General features: G+C 49.2%; 22 protein-coding genes. 13 read left to right on the top strand and 9 right to left on the bottom strand.

Annotated features, from left to right (window positions below):
- The first annotated feature begins 30 nt into the window (after positions 1–30).
- The 4 genes from purH to BV405_RS12815 all read left to right on the top strand — a co-directional run bounded on the left by purH (position 31) and on the right by BV405_RS12815 (position 5450).
- Positions 31–1626, top strand: coding sequence for a bifunctional phosphoribosylaminoimidazolecarboxamide formyltransferase/IMP cyclohydrolase (gene purH, locus BV405_RS12830; RefSeq protein WP_086481296.1), 1596 nt, complete (start codon positions 31–33; stop codon positions 1624–1626).
- A 206-nt stretch (positions 1627–1832) separates the two neighbouring features.
- Positions 1833–3716, top strand: a complete 1884-nt coding sequence (locus BV405_RS12825) for a sensor histidine kinase (RefSeq protein ID WP_086481295.1) — start codon at positions 1833–1835, stop codon at positions 3714–3716.
- 75 nt (positions 3717–3791) lie between these two features.
- Positions 3792–4457 carry a helix-turn-helix domain-containing protein gene (locus BV405_RS12820; protein ID WP_086481294.1) on the top strand — a complete coding sequence of 222 codons (666 nt, stop codon included), beginning with the start codon at positions 3792–3794 and terminating at the stop codon, positions 4455–4457.
- Between the two features lie 120 nt (positions 4458–4577).
- Entirely contained in the window at positions 4578–5450 is an 873-nt protein-coding gene (locus BV405_RS12815; RefSeq protein ID WP_086481293.1) for a DMT family transporter, read from the top strand.
- A 121-nt stretch (positions 5451–5571) separates the two neighbouring features.
- Here the strand turns inward: BV405_RS12815 and hisD are convergent, their stop codons facing one another.
- From hisD to BV405_RS12770, 9 genes are all read right to left on the bottom strand, one after another.
- Positions 5572–6882 carry a histidinol dehydrogenase gene (gene hisD / locus BV405_RS12810; protein WP_086481292.1) on the bottom strand — a complete coding sequence of 437 codons (1311 nt, stop codon included), beginning with the start codon at positions 6880–6882 and terminating at the stop codon, positions 5572–5574.
- A 109-nt stretch (positions 6883–6991) separates the two neighbouring features.
- Positions 6992–7636 carry an ATP phosphoribosyltransferase gene (gene hisG / locus BV405_RS12805; RefSeq protein WP_086481291.1) on the bottom strand — a complete coding sequence of 215 codons (645 nt, stop codon included), beginning with the start codon at positions 7634–7636 and terminating at the stop codon, positions 6992–6994.
- A gap of 18 nt (positions 7637–7654) precedes the next feature.
- On the bottom strand, positions 7655–8917 hold the full coding sequence (gene murA, locus BV405_RS12800) for a UDP-N-acetylglucosamine 1-carboxyvinyltransferase (protein ID WP_086481290.1): 1263 nt from the start codon (positions 8915–8917) through the stop codon (positions 7655–7657).
- A 28-nt stretch (positions 8918–8945) separates the two neighbouring features.
- On the bottom strand, positions 8946–9203 hold the full coding sequence (locus BV405_RS12795; protein WP_086481289.1) for a BolA family protein: 258 nt from the start codon (positions 9201–9203) through the stop codon (positions 8946–8948).
- Between the two features lie 140 nt (positions 9204–9343).
- Positions 9344–9664 (bottom strand): STAS domain-containing protein, encoded by a 321-nt coding sequence (locus BV405_RS12790; RefSeq protein ID WP_086481288.1) that lies wholly within the window; start codon positions 9662–9664, stop codon positions 9344–9346.
- 4 nt (positions 9665–9668) lie between these two features.
- Positions 9669–10331 (bottom strand): MlaC/ttg2D family ABC transporter substrate-binding protein, encoded by a 663-nt coding sequence (locus BV405_RS12785; protein ID WP_176330153.1) that lies wholly within the window; start codon positions 10329–10331, stop codon positions 9669–9671.
- An 86-nt stretch (positions 10332–10417) separates the two neighbouring features.
- A complete protein-coding gene (mlaD, locus tag BV405_RS12780; RefSeq protein ID WP_086481286.1) occupies positions 10418–10882 on the bottom strand; it encodes an outer membrane lipid asymmetry maintenance protein MlaD in 465 nt (154 codons plus the stop codon).
- 1 nt (position 10883) lies between these two features.
- Positions 10884–11666 (bottom strand): lipid asymmetry maintenance ABC transporter permease subunit MlaE, encoded by a 783-nt coding sequence (gene mlaE / locus BV405_RS12775; RefSeq protein WP_086481285.1) that lies wholly within the window; start codon positions 11664–11666, stop codon positions 10884–10886.
- Positions 11666–12490, bottom strand: coding sequence for an ATP-binding cassette domain-containing protein (locus BV405_RS12770; RefSeq protein ID WP_086481284.1), 825 nt, complete (start codon positions 12488–12490; stop codon positions 11666–11668). Before BV405_RS12770 ends, mlaE begins: the two co-directional genes overlap by 1 nt.
- A 234-nt stretch (positions 12491–12724) precedes the next feature.
- On the opposite strand from BV405_RS12770, the gene BV405_RS12765 reads away from it, so the two are divergent.
- The 9 genes from BV405_RS12765 (at position 12725) to ptsN (ending at position 19695) form a co-directional block, all read left to right on the top strand.
- On the top strand, positions 12725–13684 hold the full coding sequence (locus BV405_RS12765) for a calcium/sodium antiporter (RefSeq protein ID WP_086481283.1): 960 nt from the start codon (positions 12725–12727) through the stop codon (positions 13682–13684).
- Positions 13685–13695: 11 nt separating this feature from the next.
- The gene (locus tag BV405_RS12760; protein ID WP_245832320.1) at positions 13696–14661 is read left to right on the top strand and encodes a KpsF/GutQ family sugar-phosphate isomerase; all 966 of its coding nucleotides are present in this window, start codon (positions 13696–13698) and stop codon (positions 14659–14661) included.
- A 65-nt stretch (positions 14662–14726) separates the two neighbouring features.
- Positions 14727–15266, top strand: a complete 540-nt coding sequence (locus tag BV405_RS12755; RefSeq protein ID WP_086481281.1) for a KdsC family phosphatase — start codon at positions 14727–14729, stop codon at positions 15264–15266.
- 3 nt (positions 15267–15269) lie between these two features.
- The gene (gene lptC / locus BV405_RS12750; protein WP_086481280.1) at positions 15270–15965 is read left to right on the top strand and encodes an LPS export ABC transporter periplasmic protein LptC; all 696 of its coding nucleotides are present in this window, start codon (positions 15270–15272) and stop codon (positions 15963–15965) included.
- A gap of 4 nt (positions 15966–15969) precedes the next feature.
- A complete protein-coding gene (lptA, locus tag BV405_RS12745; RefSeq protein ID WP_086481279.1) occupies positions 15970–16542 on the top strand; it encodes a lipopolysaccharide transport periplasmic protein LptA in 573 nt (190 codons plus the stop codon).
- On the top strand, positions 16539–17264 hold the full coding sequence (lptB, locus tag BV405_RS12740; protein WP_086481278.1) for an LPS export ABC transporter ATP-binding protein: 726 nt from the start codon (positions 16539–16541) through the stop codon (positions 17262–17264). The genes lptA and lptB overlap by 4 nt, the downstream gene beginning before the upstream one ends.
- 25 nt (positions 17265–17289) lie before the next feature.
- The gene (locus BV405_RS12735; protein WP_086481277.1) at positions 17290–18831 is read left to right on the top strand and encodes an RNA polymerase factor sigma-54; all 1542 of its coding nucleotides are present in this window, start codon (positions 17290–17292) and stop codon (positions 18829–18831) included.
- Between the two features lie 83 nt (positions 18832–18914).
- Positions 18915–19223: a ribosome hibernation promoting factor gene (gene hpf / locus BV405_RS12730; protein WP_086481276.1), complete on the top strand. Its 309-nt coding sequence runs from the start codon at positions 18915–18917 to the stop codon at positions 19221–19223.
- A 22-nt stretch (positions 19224–19245) separates the two neighbouring features.
- Positions 19246–19695 (top strand): PTS IIA-like nitrogen regulatory protein PtsN, encoded by a 450-nt coding sequence (ptsN, locus tag BV405_RS12725; RefSeq protein WP_086481275.1) that lies wholly within the window; start codon positions 19246–19248, stop codon positions 19693–19695.
- Positions 19696–19739: the final 44 nt, after the last annotated feature.

Here is a 19739-nt window from a genome sequence, read left to right as displayed (position 1 = left end):
TTATCACCCTTTGAGAAAGAAGAGCAAACTATGTCAGCCACAACGTCTGCCAAAGCACAAAACCTGCCTGTTCGCCGCGCGCTTATCAGCGTTTCGGACAAAACAGGTGTTGTTGAATTCGCCCAGGCTCTGAACGAGCGCGGTGTTGAAATTCTGTCCACCGGCGGCACGTACAAACTGCTTAAAGAGCAGGGCGTACCAGCAGTTGAAGTTTCTGATTACACCGGCTTCCCTGAAATGATGGATGGCCGTGTGAAAACCCTGCACCCGAAAATCCACGGCGGCATCCTGGCCCGTCGCGGCATGGACGATGCAGTAATGGCTGAAAACGGTATTCAGGGTATCGACCTGGTTGCAGTAAACCTGTACCCGTTCGAAGCGACTGTTGCCCGTGACGACTGCACCCTGGAAATGGCTGTGGAAAACATCGATATCGGTGGCCCGACCATGGTTCGCTCCACAGCAAAAAACCACGCATTTGTTACTATCGTTGTTGATGTCAACGACTACAGCCGTATTCTGGCGGATATGGATGCCAACGAAGGCGCTGTAGCACAGGCGACCCGCTTTGATCTGGCGATCAAAGCCTTTGAACACACTGCTGCTTATGACGGCATGATTGCTAACTACTTCGGCCGTCTGGTTGAAGGTGGCAGCGAGAACTTCGCCCGTACTTACAATGTTCAGTACGAGAAGAAGCAAGAGATGCGTTATGGCGAGAACCCACACCAGAAAGCCGCTTTCTATGTGGAGAAGAACCCGGTTGAAGCCAGCGTATCCACCGCCAAGCAGCTGCAGGGCAAAGAGCTGTCCTTCAACAATGTTGCTGATACCGATGCAGCCTTCGAATGCGTTAAATCCTTCATTGAACCAGCCTGTGTGATCGTTAAGCACGCTAACCCATGTGGTGTGGCAATTGCTGACAACCCACTGCAGGCTTACGAGCTGGCTTTCCAGACTGATCCAACGTCTGCTTTTGGCGGCATCATTGCTTTCAACCGTCCTCTGGATGCTGAAACGGCTAAAGCGATCGTTGACCGTCAGTTTGTTGAAGTGATCATTGCACCGGGAGTATCCGAAGAAGCCAGCGCTATCGTTGCGACTAAAGCCAATGTTCGTCTGCTGGATTGCGGTGACAACTGGCCAGGTGAGCGTGATCACGGTCTGGATTACAAGCGTGTGAACGGTGGTCTGCTGGTTCAGGATCGTGACCTGGGCATGGTAACTGACGAAGACCTGAAAGTTGTGACTAAGAAAGCACCGACTGAAGAACAGATGCGCGATCTGGCCTTCGCGTGGAAAGTCGCTAAATTCGTTAAGTCTAACGCTATTGTTTACGTGAAAAATGGCCAGACGATCGGTGTGGGCGCAGGCCAGATGAGCCGTGTTTACAGCGCGAAAATTGCCGGTATCAAAGCGGAAGACGAAGGTCTTGAAGTACCGGGCTCTGTAATGGCATCTGATGCCTTCTTCCCGTTCAGGGATGGTATCGATGCCGCAGCGAAAGCAGGTATTTCTGCTGTGATCCAGCCGGGTGGATCTATGCGCGATCAGGAAGTGATCGATGCAGCTGACGAACACGGCATGGCGATGGTATTTACCGGAATGCGTCACTTCCGTCACTAATACCGCATCTCTGAACGCAATAAAGCACAGTGTCTTTTACTCAAAAAGGCAGCCTGTCTGACAAAACCCCGGAAGCAATTCCGGGGTTTTGTTTTTTTGATCAGGCTATTAGCACCGAATAAAGTTGCCAGCCTTGTGTTCAGCCTTTATGCTGAAAAAAACAATTATTTATAGAAGATTTCTTCGTTGGGAGACCGGTAGTCTCTATGCAGCTGTCGAACGCCAATAAACTCTCACGACATCCTTTTGCCAGTATTATCGGGCGCCGGATTATTATCATTCTGGTAATTATCAGCAGCCTGATCACTTTCATCTCCACCATCATTCAACTTTATGGCGATTACCGTCACGAGGTGAGTGCCGTTGAGACACGCTTTCAGGAACTGAAAGATGTTCACGTCGAATCCCTGACCATCAATCTCTGGGAATTTAATGAGCGCCAACTCAATATTCGACTTGAAGGTCTGGTGAAGCTGCCCGACATCTCTTTTATTAAAGTTACCTCAGCCACAGGCAGCCAATTCTGGCAGGCCGGTAGTCAGGTTGAGGGGGATAAGATCAGCCAACTGATCCCGCTCGAATACAGCAATCAGGATAGTGACTCCAGTTTTATGCTGGGTCAGCTCTATGTGGAATCCTCCAGCGACCGCATCTACCAGCAACTGCTTGAAACCTTCCTTTCGCTGCTGATCACCAATGGGATTAAAACCTTTATTGTATCGGCTCTGATTCTTTGGGTTTTCCAGCTCAGCGTTAACCGTCGCATCACAGGGATCCTTGGTTATCTGGATCACTTCCGCCCGAATCAGCGCCATCTGCCTCTGGAGCTGGAACAGACACCTTTTGTCACCTCTGAGCGGGATGAAATCAGTGTTCTGGCACTCTCGATCAACCAATTAAGCCATACCCTGAATCGTCTCTACGAAGAAATCGAAACTGAACGTGACCGCTTTACCGACTTTGCCAATGCTGCTTCTGACTGGCTATGGGAAACCGATGAAGACGACAAGCTCATCTTTGCTTCTGAACAGATGCTGCTACAGATGGGCTTGATCGATATTCAGGCATACAACCGTAACTTTATTGAGTTGATTCCCAATCAAGCTCTGATTGAAGCGATTGAAAATCGCCATGACTTTAAAGGGCTAGAGGTAAAACTCTCCATCGCTGAAACCGAACGCATCTTTGTCTTTAATGGCAAAGTGGTCAAATCTGAATCGCAAAGTGCCGTTATGCGCGGTTCAGCCATTGAGATCACCTCCCAGAAACGTGCTGAGCAGGCTCTGCAGGATCTCAATGAAACTCTGGAAAAACGGGTTGTTCAGCGCACCCTACAACTTGAGAAATCTCTGCACGAGCTGGAAATCACCCAGAACCAGCTGATCGAACGGGAAAAGATGGCTTCGCTGGCCTCGTTAATTTCAGGCATTGCTCACGAGATCAACACTCCCCTTGGTGTTGCCATAACCGCTGGTAGCATGCTGGAACCGACATCAAAGAGTGATTACAACTACGAAGCCTACAAGCTGATGCAGGATAATCTGCAGCGTGTTGTGCGACTGGTTCAGGTATTCAAACAGACCGCAGCCCAAAACGGTCAGAACCGTGTTGAATCTGTTTATGTGAAGCAACTGTTAAGCGATGTGATTGTTGGCTTACAACAGAAGCTGCAGAAAAAGCAGATCAGTGTTCAGCTGGAGTGCGAAGATAATCTCAACTGGCCAACGATTACTCAGAGCTGGGTGCAGATTTTCCATCAGATGATCGACAACAGTATTATCCACGGCTTTGAAGAGGCCAATCCGGATAATCTGATCCGCATCTCTATTATCGAAACCACTCAGGGGCTGACGGTGTGTTATGAAGATAACGGCGCGGGTATGCCAAAGGATGCGCTGAATAAAATCTTCGAGCCTTTCCACACCACCAAACGCAATACAGGCTGTACCGGCTTAGGAATGCACATTGTTTATAATCAGGTCTCTCAGGCATTAACCGGCAGCATTCAGGCTGAATCCGAACCGGGACAGGGTCTTAAAATTAAAATTCAGCTACCACCACTGCCGGAAACACTGTCTGTCGGCAGCTAAGCTAACGTGCAAGCCAAGCTATCTATTCGGTCCTATACCCAACACCCCAGAAGGCATCACCATGATCATGCCCAGGTGGTGGTTCCTCTGCAGGGCAAAATCACACTGGATCTGCTTACTGATACCGCGGCTGGCACTCCCCTACTGGAAGCTCAACTCGGTGTACGACAAGCGGTTCTGATTCAAAAGGGTTTAACCCATCGGTTCTCATCACACGAAAATGCCCGCTTCTTGGTTGCGGATCTGCCTGATTTGCCAAAACCATTAAGCGCCGAAACTTCTCCTCTTCTGAGTGTAAATGAACACTTTCTTGAGTTTTGTCTCTTCACTGAAAATCAGCTAAACAGTCAGTTTGATCCGGTTATTGAAGCCTCCATGGCTGCTATTTTTATTCGACTGCTGGCACAACAAACGGCTTATAATCTGACGGATAAACGAATTGAGCGGGTTCTAATGGCACTTGAAACAGACCTGAGCCACACCCCGGAACTCAAAGAGTTGGCCGCGATAGCCTGTCTTAGTCTGAGCCAGTTCAAACAGAGGTTTCGAGAAGTTACCGGAGTTGCACCTTTACAGTATCTGCTGCAGCTTCGGATGAAAAAAGCCAGAGCCTTATTGAGTCACAGCGATACCCCTATTGCCCTGATCGCTCAGCAGGTGGGTTACAACGATGCCTCGGCCTTCAGCCGCCGCTTCCTGAGCTACTGGGGGCAATCCCCAAAAGCATGTCGTTCATCCTGATACCGGCTGTTACAACGTCTTTGCAGAACATCAAACCAGCTTTTCAGCACATTAAGATATTTATCCGCCCGTAGAATAAGCCTCTACATTCCAATTTAACGTCATCGCAGGAAAAGAATGATGCCAACTTTTTTGGGCTTATCCGCTATCACCCTGTGGGGTTCTCTCGCACTTCTTGGCACTATGACCACTGAGATACCAGCGTTTCAGCTGCTGTTTCTCTGTTTCTCTATTTCAGCCGGACTTATGCTCCTTAATCGTTTACTGCAAAAGCGCCCTGCCTTACAAAAACCGGATATGACCAAGCGCCAATGGCTGATTGGCATAGCAGGACTTTTTGGCTTCCACTTTTGTTACTTTATGGCCCTGAGGTTCGCACCGGCCATTCAGGTCAGCCTGATTGTCTATCTGTGGCCCCTACTGCTCACCTTACTGGTCGCAACCCCGGGCCATAGAAAACGTGCCATGCTAGGCGGTGTATTGGGCTTTATTGGCGTTAGTTTGGTAATCACACAGAACGATAGTGGAACATCTGCTATAGCAGCCGAATATATCAGTGGGTATGCATTAGCTATCTGCTGTGCGCTGATCTGGTCGACCTATTCCTGGTCGCTTTCGAAAACAGCAGGCCATTCTGACGATATCGGCTGGCTTTCCTTAGCGGTAGCCCTGTTATCTCTTGCTGCTCATCTGACTCTGGAAACCAGCTATTGGCCTCTCAGTTCAAAAGAGTTCATTGGTGCTTTACTGTTAGGTTTAGGCCCTGTCGGTGGCGCCTTCTATCTGTGGGATAGCGGTATGAAACATGGCAACCGATCACTACTCGCCATATCAAGCTTTGCTGCGCCTTTGATCACCGCTGTCAGTCTGGTTCTCGCAGGTATTAGTGAGTGGAGTCTGATTCTTTTGACCGCTCTGATTTTGGTGCTCACAGGAGGTCTCATCGCAAACCCTCCCAAAATAAAAACGGCCGCAGAAACCCCTGCATCATAGCAAATGTTGGAGATGTCATATTTCATCTGAGCTATAGGCTATGACCTATAAACTCGGGATATAAAAAAACGGCACAGGTGAATTCACACTGCGCCGTTTTGTTTAAGCCCTGTGAAGACGCTTAATCTTTAATGCGGTACTCGGCAGAACGGGCGTGAGCCGTCAGGCTTTCACCCCGAGCCAGAATCGAAGCAATTTTACCCATCTCTGACGCACCTTCAGCCGAACACATAATCAGTGAAGAGCGCTTCTGGAAGTCGTAAACACCCAGCGGTGATGAGAAACGAGCCGTTCCTGAGGTCGGCAATACGTGGTTAGGTCCCGCGCAGTAATCACCCAGAGCCTCAGCTGTATAACGACCCATAAAGATCGCACCGGCATGGCGAATCTGACCAACAATCGCCTGAGGATCTTCAATAGACAGTTCAAGGTGCTCCGGGGCGATACGGTTGGTTACTTCAATCGCTTCAGCCAGATCTTTCACCTGAATCAGGGCAGCACGCTCTGCCATAGAGACGCGAATAATCGGCTCACGCTCCATGGTTGGCATCAGCTTTTCAATACTCGCTTCAACCTGATCAATAAAGTCTTTATCCCAGCTCAGCAGGATAGGCTGGGCGTCTTCATCGTGCTCAGCCTGAGAGAAGAGATCCATGGCAATCCAGTCCGGATCGGTTTTGCCATCGCACACCACCAGAATCTCAGACGGACCTGCGATCATATCGATACCCACGGCACCGAATACCATACGCTTGGCTGTCGCCACAAAGATGTTACCCGGACCGACGATCTTATCCACACGCGGTACGGTTTCAGTACCGTAAGCCAGTGCAGCTACCGCCTGAGCACCACCGATCGTGAATACACGGTCAACCCCGGAAATGCAGGCTGCTGCCAGTACCAGCTCATTCAGTTCACCACGAGGAGTAGGAACCACCATGATGATCTCTTTAACACCGGCAACCTTAGCCGGAATAACATTCATCAGTACAGAGGATGGGTATGAGGCTTTACCACCAGGTACGTAAACACCAACCCGATCCATTGGCATCACTTGTTGGCCCAGCAGAGTGCCATCTTCCTCGGTGTATTCCCAGGAGCCCTGAGCCTGTTTTTCGTGGTAGCGACGAACGCGCTCAGCAGCCTGTTCAAGTGCCGTACACTGATCGGCAGGCAGACCATCAAGAGCTTCCTGAAGACGCTCTTTGCTCATCTCAAGCTGAGAGAAGTCATCCGTATGCAGATGGTCGAAGCGCTCTGTAAATTCCATAACTGCTTTGTCGCCATGGCTTTTAACCTGATGCAGGATATCGGTAACCGCTTGGTTTACCGCAGTATCGGATACAGATTCCCAGGCAAGCAGGGTATCAAGCTGTTGGGAAAAATCAGCTTGTGAAGAAACAAGTCGTTTTACAGAAACGTTCGATGACATAGGGATTTTCCGGTTCAAAAGAGACTAAAGGAAAAGTGACCGGAGGCAGAACGTAACCTCCGGACAGAAAGCGAAACCACCTAGGGTAAGTCGTTCCGCCTGCGTCTTATCAGCTAACCGCAGAACGCAGTTGCTCGATAATCGGCTGAATCAGCTGATGCTTCATTTTCATAGCACCCTGACTGACAACTAAACGGGTACTGATATGAGCGATATCTTCCCGGGCTTCCAGACCATTGGCTTTCAGCGTATTACCGGTATCAACGATATCAACGATCTCGTCTGCAAGATCCATGATAGGCGCAAGCTCCATACCACCATAGAGCTTAATCAGGTCAACCTGAACACCCTGCTCAGCATAGTAGCGCTTCGCGACGTTGATAAACTTGGTCGCCACACGGATACGGCCATCCGGACGCTCCTGACCTTTCATGCCTGCAGTCATCAGACGACAGCGGGCAATATTCAGATCCAGAGGCTCATAGATACCTTTAGCACCGTGCTCCATCAGTACGTCTTTACCGGACACGCCCATATCAGCTGCGCCCAGTTCAACGTAAGTCGGCACATCAGTAGCACGGATAATGATGAGTTTGACGTGATCCAGATTGGTATCAAAAATCAGCTTACGGCTTTTACGAACATCTTCCAGAGGGTAGATCCCCGCCTGCTCAAACAGCGGCAGGGTCTCATCCAGAATACGCCCTTTAGACAGGGCGATAATCAGTTGTTGTGGCTCTTGCGATTGACTCATAGTAACGAATAAAACCTGTTAGCTTGGGATTCGACGGATCTTAGCACCTAAAAGTTGCATCTTTTCTTCAATGCACTCATAACCACGGTCAATATGGTAGATGCGATCAACCAGTGTATCGCCATCGGCCACAAGACCTGCGATTACAAGACTGGCCGAAGCACGCAGATCGGTAGCCATTACCGGAGCACCTTTCAGGCGTTCAACACCCTGAATAATCGCGGTATTGCCCTGAACATCGATTTTAGCCCCCATACGCAGCATTTCCTGAACGTGCATATAGCGGTTCTCGAAGATGGTTTCCGTCACACTGGAGGTACCTTCCGCGACGGCGTTCATCGCAACAAACTGCGCCTGCATATCCGTTGGGAAAGCAGGATATGGCGCAGTACGCAGGTTAACCGCTTTAGGGCGATTACCCTTCATGTCCAATTCGATAAAACCTTCACCAGTCGAGATATGAGCGCCAGCTTCCTGAAGCTTAAGAAGTACCGCATCCTGAATATCAGCGCGGGTATCTTTAACCAGAATACGACCACGGGATGCTGCGGCTGCAACCAGATAAGTACCGGTTTCAATACGGTCGGCTACAACATCGTGCTGGCAACCGTGCAGTTTCTCAACACCTTCAACCACCAGACGATCAGTACCAAGACCTGTGATGTTCGCGCCCATCGCAATCAGACATTCAGCCAGATCAGTAACTTCAGGCTCACGGGCTGCGTTTTCAATAATACTGGTACCTTCTGCAAGACAGGCCGCCATCAGAATGTTTTCTGTACCGGTTACCGTTACGGTATCAAACAGGATATTGGCACCTTTCAGGCGACCATTAACCTTAGCTTTGATGTAGCCGTCTTCAACCAGAATATCGGCACCCATGGCTTCAAGGCCACGGATATGCAGATCAACAGGACGACTACCAATGGCACAACCACCCGGCAGGGAAACCTGAGCTTCACCAAAGTGCGCCAGCAGTGGGCCCAATACCAGAATGGAAGCACGCATGGTGCGAACCAGATCATAAGGAGCATGACAGTTGCGGATCGTACGGGCATCCACCTCAATACGCATTTTTTCATCGACAACCGGTTCGATACCCATGCAGCTTAACAGCTCAATCATGGTGGTGATGTCATGCAGGTGTGGCAGGTTACCAATACGTACCGGGCCTTCTGCAAGCAGGGTTGCCGCCAAAATAGGTAGTGCTGAGTTTTTTGCGCCGGAAATACGGATGTCGCCATCCAGTGGGCGACCTCCGGTAATAAGTAGTTTATCCATCTGCGATCCGTAATTATTAAATGTGCGATTAGCCTACGCGGAGTTGAGCGGCATCTTTCCATTGATCAGGCGTAAACGTGCGAATCTGTACCGCGTGAACGTCGCCGGACGCAATCAGGTCATTCAGACCGGAATATACATATTGCTGCTTTTTAACGGGGGTCAGAGAGGCAAAAACCTCACCGATAACAATAATTTCAAAATGACGGCCATCATCACCCTGAACCATTACTTCGCAATCAGTCAGTTTGCTTTCTAGGATGTTTTGCAATTCGCTGGCTTGCATTTTTGTCTCCGCGTTTGGGTTAAGCGTTCCTGAAAAAAGGCACACTTTGGTAATGAAACACGCTTACTAAAGCTAAGAGGACAATATTATTAGAAATGAGGGCAAAAGGCGATTTTTGCCCCTAATCAATTCGTTAAGTTTTATTCGCAGCAGTGGTGAGGACGTTCGAAGGAAAGGTGACCGGCAAGACCGGAAACGGCAATAATGCGTTCAAGCAGGTCAGGTACTGCAGTGAAATGGATCGCTTTATTTGAGCGACAGGCAGCCCTGAGCCAGCACATCATCAGGGAAACAGCAGCACTGCCGGAAGCATGTACTCCGGAAAAGTCTACTTCAATTACATCCGGTCCCTGAGCGATCAGTTGCTCTCCTTTTCGACGAAGCGGAAGGATGGTTGAAAAATTCAGATCACCGCTGACTTTCAGCAGCCCAGACTCGGAAGCAATGATATCGGCAGCCAAGTGATTACTCTCCTGATTTCTCTTCGGTGATTACAGAGGCGGATTCGCTTTTCAGCCAGTTCTCAATCACATAATCAAAATCACGGTTGTGAGCCTGCATAGCACTGTCGAACTGGTTGCGGAAGGTCAGCCCCAGGTTAATACCGTTAACAGTGACATTGGTAATACGCCAGAGATCATCTTTACCCTTTCGCATCGAATAGATGATCGGATAAACCGTTCCATCCACAGCAATCACTTCCATCTCTACCGTATCCCGCTCCGGATCCCGCGATGGCCCTTTCGGATCCAGCACACGAATTTCTTCATTCGAGAAGGCCAGCAAACCTTTCGCATAAGTACGGATCATGCTGCTTTTGAATACATCAAGAAAGCGTCGACGCTGATCGCTGGTGGCAACGCGATAATACTTAGCCATCACACCGGCAGAGAAACGACGCATATCAACGGCAGGCTCTAGAATCTGCTCGACATTATCGTAGAAGCGTTGCGGATCTTCGTCATAGTAGGCACGCGCTTCTGAGATAATACCCAGCAGCTCATTGGCCGTACGGGTAATGACCTCTTTCGGGGTTTCAACTTCCGCCCGAGCAGATACCGATACAGACAAAGTCAAAGATAAAACGAGTAATGAAATGAAACCAAAAACCGATCGCTGCATACCCATAATGCTCCCCTTGATGCCCATATATGATGTCCTTTAAATTTCAGCGCTTCGTTACAGACTTGTTAAGCCAGTATAGCTGTGAAAACCTACTCTTTACCCATACTGGAAAGGAACTTACCAATCAGATCTTCCAGAACCAGAGCCGGTTGGGTATCACGGATTTCACCGCCATCAGCCAGCATATCTTCCTCTGCGCCAACAACCAGACCGATGTAGTTTTCACCCAAAAGCCCGGAAGTCAGAATCATCGCCGTGGTATCCGTTGATAGCTTATCTTTCATGCTGTTATCAATTCTCAGCGTCACCTTGGCGTCATACCATTGCGGGTCAATCTCCACAGCAGCAACACGGCCAATGGTTACGCCTGCCATGGTTACTTTGGCGCGAGGTTTAAGGCCGCCAATGTTGTTGAAATGTGCATAGACCACATAGGTGTCTTCATCATCGCCATTAATGTCTAGACCACTGACCTTAAAAGCCAACAGTAACAAGGCTAAAGCACCAGCGATCACAAAACCGCCCACACTGATCTCGATCCAACGAGTTGTCATATCAAAAATCCCCAAACATTAACGCAGTCAAAACGAAATCCAGCCCAAGGACCGCCAGCGAACCATGCACAACAGTTTTGGTCGTTGCACGGCTTATGCCCTCAGAAGTCGGCTCCAGATCGTATCCCTGAAATACGGCGATCCAGGTCACGACAAAGGCAAAGACGATACTCTTAATAACGCCATTCATGACATCATGGGTGAAGCTGACAGAAGCCTGCATATTGCCCCAGTAGGAACCATCAAACACACCAAGCCACTCAACCCCAACCAGCATACCGCCCCAGACACCAATAATGCTGAAGAGGATACACAGAAGGGGTAAGGCTATGATGCCAGCATAAAGGCGGGGAGCAATCACACGTTTAACAGGATCAACGCCAATCATCTCCATACTCGCCAACTGTTCTGTCGCCTTCATCAGGCCAATCTCGGCCGTTAGAGCAGAACCAGCACGACCGGCAAATAGTAGAGCCGCTACAACCGGGCTAAGTTCTCTTAAGAGTGTCAGAGCCACCATCTGGCCCAAGGCGTCTTCTGCGCCAAAATCCACCAGAATGGAATAGCCCTGCAGCCCCAGCACCATTCCGATAAAAAGCCCGGACACACCAATAATTGCGATGGAAAGCACGCCAGTAACGTAGACCTGCTTGATCAAAAGGCGAAAGTTTTTTAGTACATATCCCAGTCCCATGAGAGCCGCCAGCAGAAGCTGCGCTGAACGCCCCAGGCCTGCGACAATAGAAAGAACTCTATGACCTATCTGTTGCAACCATCCGAACATTAACCTGCAACTCCATCTTTACCGGCAAAGAGAATATCTTCAGCAAAATCATTGGCGGGATAACGGAAAGGAACCGGGCCATCTGGCAAGCCCTGAATAAACTGTTTCACTTCCGAGAGATCGCTCTGCAGGATCTCTTCCGGAGAGCCCTGCACGAGCACCTTACCACCGCTTAAGACACAGACATGGTCAGCAATACTCAGACATTCATCAATATCGTGGGAGACCAGAACCGTTGTCATATTGAGGGCATCATTCAGCTGTCGAATCAGCTTCACCAGAACCCCCAATGTAATGGGGTCCTGACCGACAAAAGGTTCGTCATACATCATAAGTTCAGGATCAAGGGCAATCGCACGAGCCAGAGCGACACGTCGGCTCATCCCCCCGGAAAGCTCAGAAGGCATCAGGTCACGGGCACCACGAAGGCCAACCGACTCCAGCTTAATAAGAACCAGATCCCGAATCATATCTTCCGGAAGCTTGGTATGAACTCTTAAGGGGAAGGCGACATTCTCAAATACCGTCAACTCAGAGAACAAAGCACCACTCTGAAATAGCATGCCCATGCGCTGACGCAATTCGAAAAGCTGTTTCCGGCTTAGCGATGGAACAGAATGGCCATCAACAACGACATCACCCTGATCTGGCTTGAGCTGGCCACCAATCAGACGCAGCAGTGTTGTCTTACCGGTACCGCTGGGGCCCATAATGGCAGTAATTTTGCCTTTAGGGATACGCAGACTCAGATCAGAAAAAATAGCGCGCTTTTCCCGAAGGAAAGTCATCGACCTGATCTCAACCAGATTGTCAGTATCAGACATAACGGAGAGGGAACCCTGTGAAAATTGAACAATCCTAGGAATGGCGAACTTTACCTTAGAGGAACCAAAAAAACAGCTTTCATATTAATCAACGCGTTTTAATTGATCGCTTTATTGATTTCAAAGCCAGCTATCTACAAACCTTATACTCGCAATTCACACTTTCAGACTTGCATTCGTACACGGTAACTTCTTTAATTGCCCCCCGACATTCAACAGATTTAAACAGGCCTTATGATTCCCGATACCATCCCCTTTTCGATTGCAGCTCTGATTATCGGTTTAGCACTTCTGGTGTGGAGTGCCGATCGATTTATCGCCGGAGCCGCCGCTACAGCCCGTAACTTCGGCATGTCCCCTCTTCTGATCGGAATGACCATTGTATCCATCGGCACCTCTGCGCCTGAAATTCTGGTGTCTGCAATCGCGGCCATCGGCGGCAACCCAGGCTTGGCAGTGGGTAATGCTCTGGGCTCCAATATCGCCAATATTGGTCTGGTACTGGGTGTTACCGCTTTGATCGCGCCTCTGCCAATTAATATGAAGCTGATGCGTAAAGAGATCCCGCTTCTGCTGGGTGTCACCCTGTTGGCAGGCGCAGTAATGCTGGATGGCCAAATCACTTTGGTTGACTCGCTGATTCTGGTTACCGCTCTGGTGATCAGCCTGTTATGGCTATTTAAAGGTGACGCCGAATCTATGGCAGATCAGGAGGAAGAGATTCCTGACATGCCACAAGGCAAAGCAATTTTCTGGTTACTGATTGGTCTTGCTATCCTGATTGGCAGTTCCCGTATGCTGGTCTGGGGTGCCGTTAATATCGCAACCTCCTTTGGTGTCAGCGATGTCATTATCGGTCTGACGATTGTCGCCATTGGCACCAGCCTGCCGGAATTGGCAGCCAGTGTTGCCAGTGCATTAAAACGCCATCATGAGATCGCTCTGGGTAACGTGGTAGGTTCCAACATCTTCAATCTGCTGGCAGTACTTCCTGTACCGGGCTTCTTTGCCACCGTTGCTATTGATCCTGAAGTGATGAGCCGTGACTACCTGACGATGGCGGGCCTGACGTTCCTTGTTGCAGCTCTTATTGTTCTGATGCGTAAGAAAGGGAAGCTCAACCGGGTTGAAGGTGGTCTGCTTGGCCTTATCTATATCGGCTATCTTTATGTTATTTATCTGGCCACCGTTTGATGGAGTCTCCAATGCACGATTACATCGCCTCTGCCAAACGCACCATTGAACTGGAAGCTAAAGCGGTAACCGCTCAGGTCAAACATCTTGATGACAACTTCAGTCGCGCTTGCGAGCTGATGCTCAACTGTGAAGGCCGTGTGGTTGTCACCGGCATGGGCAAATCAGGACATATCGGCAATAAAATTGCTGCGACACTGGCTTCCACGGGTACGCCTGCTTTCTTTGTTCATCCCGGCGAAGCCAGCCACGGTGATCTGGGTATGATTACCCGGGGTGATGTGGTTATTGCTCTGTCTAATTCCGGTGAAACCTCTGAAGTTACTACGCTTTTGCCTCTTCTGAAGCGTCAGGCAATTCCACTGATCAGCATCACAGGTTCAACGACATCAACATTGGCTAAGTTTTCCGATGCTCACCTGCTGATCGATATCCAACAGGAAGCCTGCCCTCTGGATCTGGCGCCAACCTCCAGTACCACAGCGGCTCTGGTAATGGGTGATGCTTTGGCCATAGCCCTTCTTGAAGCCCGTGGCTTTAGTGCTGAAGACTTTGCCTTTTCCCATCCGGGTGGAAGCCTTGGGCGCCGACTACTGCTTAAAGTCTCTGACATTATGCACTCCGGTGATCGCTTGCCACTGGTTCAGTCTGGTACTCCATTACAAGCCGTTTTACTTGAGATCACCCAGAAAGGTCTTGGAATGGCAGGTATTGTCTCCGAACAAGGCACCCTTTTAGGCATCTATACCGATGGCGATCTTCGCCGTACGCTAGACCAAGGTTTAGATATCCATAAGGTTCAGGTAGATGATGTAATGACATCAGCGCCAATCACAGTCTCAGCCGATCAACTGGCTGCTGAAGCCGTTGAAATCATGCAGCAAAAGAAGATCAATGCACTACTAGTCACCGGTGATAACAACACCCCTGTTGGTGCGCTTAATATGCACGATCTGCTGAGAGCTGGCGTTATCTGAAGCGACAAACCTGATCGCATGTGAACCACCGAACATCTGATATTCAACATACTCTGGAGTTAACTATGTCACGCACTGACACACCAAAAGACAAGGCCCGTTCTATTCGCCTGCTGGCTCTGGACGTGGATGGTGTGCTCACGGATGGCAGCCTCTACTTTCACGCAGATGGTAGTGAAAGTAAGGCCTTTAACAGTCTGGATGGACACGGCATCAAAATGCTACAGGCGAGCGGTGTGGAAGTTGCCATTATTACAGGGCGACGCTCCAAAATGGTTGAACAGAGAGCCAAAGCTCTGGGTATTAAGATCCTGTTCCAGGGACGTGAAGACAAGCTGGTTGCTCTGAAAAGTATTCAGGAAAGCAAGCAACTGGAGTGGTCACAAATCGCATACTGTGGCGATGATCTTCCCGATCTGTCTGCAATCAAAGCCTCGGGACTGGGCATCACAGTGCCTAATGCTCCTGAGTATATGGTGCAACATGCTGATATGTGCACCAATCGCGAGGGCGGTCAGGGCGCCGTTCGTGAGGTGTGCGACTTTATCATGCAGGCACAAGGCACTCTGCAAGATGCCATCGACCACTATCTGCTGGGTTGCTAAAGCATGCTATTCGGAAGCCGCCTTAAAAAGCGCTTTATCAGCCTGATTGGACTAATTATTCTGGGGCTTGCTGTGCACTTTCTTGATGTACAGCGCCCTCAATCCTTTGATCTCTTCTCTGACATCCCGGAAACCCAGTCTGAACCGGACTATTACACTGTAAACAGTCAGTTCCTTGAATACGATGCCAATGGCAACCTGAGCCGATCTCTTGAATCCGAGCGCCTGTTGCACTACCCGGATACCGAACAGACATCACTGGAAAAGCCCCGGATCACTACCTATACCCCAGATGGCAACCCTCAGTGGCAGGCATCTGCCAGCACAGGTTTAGTAGAAGGTGATGGCAGTCATTTCCAATTAAATCAAAATGTTATAGTCTGGCAAATGACTGCAAGCGAAGCTGAAGACTTCAAAGAATCTCAAAACGTTCAACTGCGCCTGACCACAGAACAACTGAATATTGATCTGGACAATGACAAAGTATCGACTGAACAGCCGGTACTGATCAGTAACTCTGAAGGCGATACTCGCGCCGTGGGTCTTTTCGCTGATATGACGACCAACAGGATTCAGCTGAAAAGCCAGGTTCAGGGGTTATACCAGCCCAGAGCCACACCCTTGCAGCTTCCAGAACAAAATACCGAATCCGTCAGACCACAAGACTCCGGAAATGAAGCTTTTCTGAAGCAGGAATAACCCAATGACCAATAGTCTCAGCAATCTATCCGGTTTTCGAAAATATGTGCTGCTTTGTGCTGCAGGCTTGTTTTCAGCGCTGCTAACACTTCGTACTGCCTCTGCACTTGAAAGTGATGCCAGCCAACCCATTAGCGTTTTAGCTGACAGCGCCGAATTTAACCCGGATCAGGGGATTGCCATCTACAGCGGCAGTGTGGAAATTGAACAGGGCAGCCTGAAAGTCAAAGCCCATAAAGTGACCGTCTATCGCAATACTGACGGCGAAATTGACAAAATTATCGCCGAAGGCAAAGACCAGCGCGTCCATATGCAACAGCAACCCAATCCCGAAGATGCCGTTGTTCATGCCTTCGCCATGTCCATTATCTATCAGGCTACAGCCCAGGAAGTCGAACTTACCCGACAGGCTGAACTGGAGAACGGAAAAGATAAATTCAGTGGGGAACGCATTCGTTACCATCTGCAGAACAAGCGCATTCAGGCCTGGGGACAGGGAAATAATCAGACAAGCCCATCCAATGATGGCAGGGTTAAGATCATTCTGTTCCCGACCGAAAACAAGGAGCCGCAATGAAAACCCTGAAAGCGGGGCATCTTGCCAAGACCTATAAGAAACGACAGGTCGTTAAAGATATCAGCCTTGAAGTGAATCAGGGTCAGGTTGTTGGTCTTCTCGGTCCCAACGGGGCCGGTAAAACGACCTCTTTCTACATGATTGTTGGCCTCGTTCGTTCTGATGCCGGCTTTGTAACACTGGATGATGAGGATATCACTCCGCTGCCGATGCACGGCAGAGCACAAAAGGGTGTTGGTTACCTGCCTCAGGAAGCCTCTATTTTCCGGAAGCTATCTGTGGAAGATAATATTCTGGGCATCCTGGAAACCCGCAAAGAACTCAGCAAAAAAGAGCGCAAAGAACACCTTGAGCGCCTTCTGAACGAATTCAGCATCACTCATATCCGGAAAAGCCTTGGTATGAGTCTGTCCGGCGGTGAACGTCGCCGGGTTGAGATTGCACGGGCTCTGGCAACCGAGCCATCCTTTATTTTGCTGGATGAGCCTTTTGCCGGTGTTGATCCTATCTCTGTCAACGAGATTAAGTCGATTATCCGTCAGCTAAAAGCACGCAATATCGGTGTCCTGATCACAGACCACAATGTTCGTGAAACCTTGGATATCTGTGAAAAAGCCTATATCGTCAGTGCAGGACAGATCATCGCTGAAGGTGACGCTGCCAATATCATGGACAACCAACAGGTTCGGGATGTTTATCTCGGCCATGAGTTCAAGTTATAACCACTTTGGGAATAAGCCGTAATCTATGAAGCCGGCCTTACAGCTTAAAATTGGTCAGAGCCTGACCATGACACCTCAACTGCAACAGGCAATTCGCCTGCTGCAGCTATCGACTCTTGATTTACAGCAGGAGATTCAGGAAGCCCTTGAATCGAATCCTATGCTGGAACTTGAAGACGAGTTCAACTCAGCCAATGAAGCTGAATCAAACTCAGATTCCGAGGGCAATAAAGAGGAACCAGGCAAATCCGAAAGTGATTCCGGCAGCAATTCCGAAACTCAGGATGCGGAACTGGAAAGCTACACCGCTACCGCCGAAGACAGCTGGCAGGAATCGATTCCTGAAGACCTGCCCGTAGACAGCGGCTGGGATGACGTTTATCAGGAAAGCCTCTACACCCAGTCATCTGCTCCAAGTGATGATGATGGATCCTATCTGGAGCAACGAGGCACCATCACCGAAACCCTGCAGGATCACCTGCTCTGGCAGCTGAATCTATCCGGCCTTCCTGAAGGTGACCGGATTATTGCTGAAGCTATTATCGACAGTATCGATCCTGATGGTTATCTGTCCTCAGCCATTGAAGAGATTTATGAGGGGCTGCAGAGTCGCCCGGAGTTCCAGAACAAAGAGTACGAGCTTGAGATAGAAGACGTTCAGGCTGTTCAGGGCTTTATCCAGCATCTTGACCCTATTGGTTGTGCGGTAAAAGACCTTCAGGAATGCCTTCTTGTTCAGCTGGAAACGCTGGATGCCAATGCCTTCCTGATGGAAAAGACCCGCAAGCTGATCACGCTGTACCTCGATCTTTTAGGCAGTCGTGATTTCACACAGCTGATGCGCCGTCTGCGCGTTAAAGAGCCCGAACTTCAGGAGATCATCGAGCTCATCCGCAGTCTGAATCCTAAACCCGGCGCTTCTATCTCTACAGAACATGCGGAATATATTACTCCCGACCTTTTTGTCACTAGGGAAGAAGATCACTGGAAAGTGGATCTGAACCCGGATATTGCTCCGAAAATTCGTATCCACGGCGCATACTCCGGCCTAATTAAACGGGCAGATAATAGTCGCGACAACACTTTTATGAAAAACCAGCTTCAGGAAGCACGCTGGTTCCTGAAAAGCCTGCACAGCCGCAATGAAACCCTGCTCAAAGTAGGCATTGAAATTGTGAAGCGCCAACAGGCTTTTCTTGAGATTGGTGAAGAGGGCATGAAACCTCTGGTACTGCATGACATCGCGGATGCAATTGGTATGCATGAATCCACCATCTCACGGGTAACCACTCAAAAATATATCCATACTCCAAGAGGTATTTTTGAGCTTAAGTACTTTTTCTCCAGCCATGTGGGAACAACTGCAGGCGGTGAAGCTTCCTCTACTGCGATTCGGGCTATGATTAAGAAGATGATCGCCGATGAGCCACCGAGGAAACCTTTCAGCGACAGCAAGCTGGCTAATATGTTAGCTGAGCAGGGAATTAAGGTCGCCAGACGGACCGTCGCCAAGTATCGCGAGGCGATGAATATTCCTCCGTCAAACGAACGTAAGAAATTGATTTAAAATCAATTTACAAAAAACGCTTTGCAAATACCTGAAAAGCGATACAATCAAATTGCAAGACCGCGAATAATAAGGAGCTATTTATGCAATTAAATATTACCGGTCAACACCTGGAATTAACTGAAGCTCTTCAAGAGTACGTTTCTACCAAGTTTGAACGTCTTGAGCGTCACGTCGATAACATCACTAACGTACAGGTTGTTCTTAAGCTGGAAAAAGAGCGCCAGATTGCTGAAGCAACTCTGCACGTTGCTGGCGCAGATCTGCATGCCACCGCAGAAGCTGAAGATATGTACGCGTCGATTGATATGCTGACAGACAAAATTGATCGTCAGCTGATCAAGCACAAAGAAAAAGCCCAAGCCCGTAAACAGGGTGCGGCAGCCCGCTAATTATTGAGCATAACTGATATCCATGTTACTCAATTCAGTTCTGACTCCTCCGAGAACCCTTGATGGGGTTCCCGGAGGCAGTAAAAAACGTCTCCTAGAGTTCTTCAGTAAGTTTATCTCCCAGCAGATTCCGACCCTTGAAAGCACTGAGGTTTTTGACAGCCTTATTGCCAGAGAGCGGCTGGGAAGTACTGGTGTCGGTGAAGGTATTGCAATCCCTCACTGCCGGGTAAAAAACTGTTCTGAAAGCCTGGGCACTTTCATCCGTCTAAAAGACAAAGTTGATTTTGATGCTATTGACGGCCGCCCTGTCGATCTGCTGTTTATTCTTTTAGTGCCGGAAGAAGCTACAGATACGCATCTGCAACTCCTTTCAGGGTTAGCAGAGAAGTTCTCTGATCCTGACTTTTGTCGTCAACTGAGAGAAGCTCCCAGCTCTGAAGCCCTTTACGAGCTTTGGACACGGGGTTAATTTCCGGTTTATCCTCCAGATAACACAAACCCTCTATTTTAGTA

It is taken from the genome of Oceanospirillum sanctuarii, from assembly GCF_002150805.1.
Taxonomy (GTDB): domain Bacteria; phylum Pseudomonadota; class Gammaproteobacteria; order Pseudomonadales; family Halomonadaceae; genus Oceanospirillum; species Oceanospirillum sanctuarii.
Note: the sequence above shows the minus strand (reverse complement) of the source record. Positions and strands in the feature narration are given on the sequence as shown.

Coding starts and splice junctions, on each gene's coding strand:
- purH (WP_086481296.1), top strand. CDS start 31: ATGTCAGCCACAACGTCTGCCAAAGCACAAAACCTGCCTGTTCGCCGC.
- BV405_RS12825 (WP_086481295.1), top strand. CDS start 1,833: ATGCAGCTGTCGAACGCCAATAAACTCTCACGACATCCTTTTGCCAGT.
- BV405_RS12815 (WP_086481293.1), top strand. CDS start 4,578: ATGCCAACTTTTTTGGGCTTATCCGCTATCACCCTGTGGGGTTCTCTC.
- hisD (WP_086481292.1), bottom strand. CDS start 6,882: ATGTCATCGAACGTTTCTGTAAAACGACTTGTTTCTTCACAAGCTGAT.
- hisG (WP_086481291.1), bottom strand. CDS start 7,636: ATGAGTCAATCGCAAGAGCCACAACAACTGATTATCGCCCTGTCTAAA.
- murA (WP_086481290.1), bottom strand. CDS start 8,917: ATGGATAAACTACTTATTACCGGAGGTCGCCCACTGGATGGCGACATC.
- BV405_RS12795 (WP_086481289.1), bottom strand. CDS start 9,203: ATGCAAGCCAGCGAATTGCAAAACATCCTAGAAAGCAAACTGACTGAT.
- BV405_RS12785 (WP_176330153.1), bottom strand. CDS start 10,331: ATGGGTATGCAGCGATCGGTTTTTGGTTTCATTTCATTACTCGTTTTA.
- mlaD (WP_086481286.1), bottom strand. CDS start 10,882: ATGACAACTCGTTGGATCGAGATCAGTGTGGGCGGTTTTGTGATCGCT.
- mlaE (WP_086481285.1), bottom strand. CDS start 11,666: ATGTTCGGATGGTTGCAACAGATAGGTCATAGAGTTCTTTCTATTGTC.
- BV405_RS12770 (WP_086481284.1), bottom strand. CDS start 12,490: ATGTCTGATACTGACAATCTGGTTGAGATCAGGTCGATGACTTTCCTT.
- BV405_RS12765 (WP_086481283.1), top strand. CDS start 12,725: ATGATTCCCGATACCATCCCCTTTTCGATTGCAGCTCTGATTATCGGT.
- BV405_RS12760 (WP_245832320.1), top strand. CDS start 13,696: ATGCACGATTACATCGCCTCTGCCAAACGCACCATTGAACTGGAAGCT.
- BV405_RS12755 (WP_086481281.1), top strand. CDS start 14,727: ATGTCACGCACTGACACACCAAAAGACAAGGCCCGTTCTATTCGCCTG.
- lptC (WP_086481280.1), top strand. CDS start 15,270: ATGCTATTCGGAAGCCGCCTTAAAAAGCGCTTTATCAGCCTGATTGGA.
- lptA (WP_086481279.1), top strand. CDS start 15,970: ATGACCAATAGTCTCAGCAATCTATCCGGTTTTCGAAAATATGTGCTG.
- lptB (WP_086481278.1), top strand. CDS start 16,539: ATGAAAACCCTGAAAGCGGGGCATCTTGCCAAGACCTATAAGAAACGA.
- BV405_RS12735 (WP_086481277.1), top strand. CDS start 17,290: ATGAAGCCGGCCTTACAGCTTAAAATTGGTCAGAGCCTGACCATGACA.
- hpf (WP_086481276.1), top strand. CDS start 18,915: ATGCAATTAAATATTACCGGTCAACACCTGGAATTAACTGAAGCTCTT.
- ptsN (WP_086481275.1), top strand. CDS start 19,246: ATGTTACTCAATTCAGTTCTGACTCCTCCGAGAACCCTTGATGGGGTT.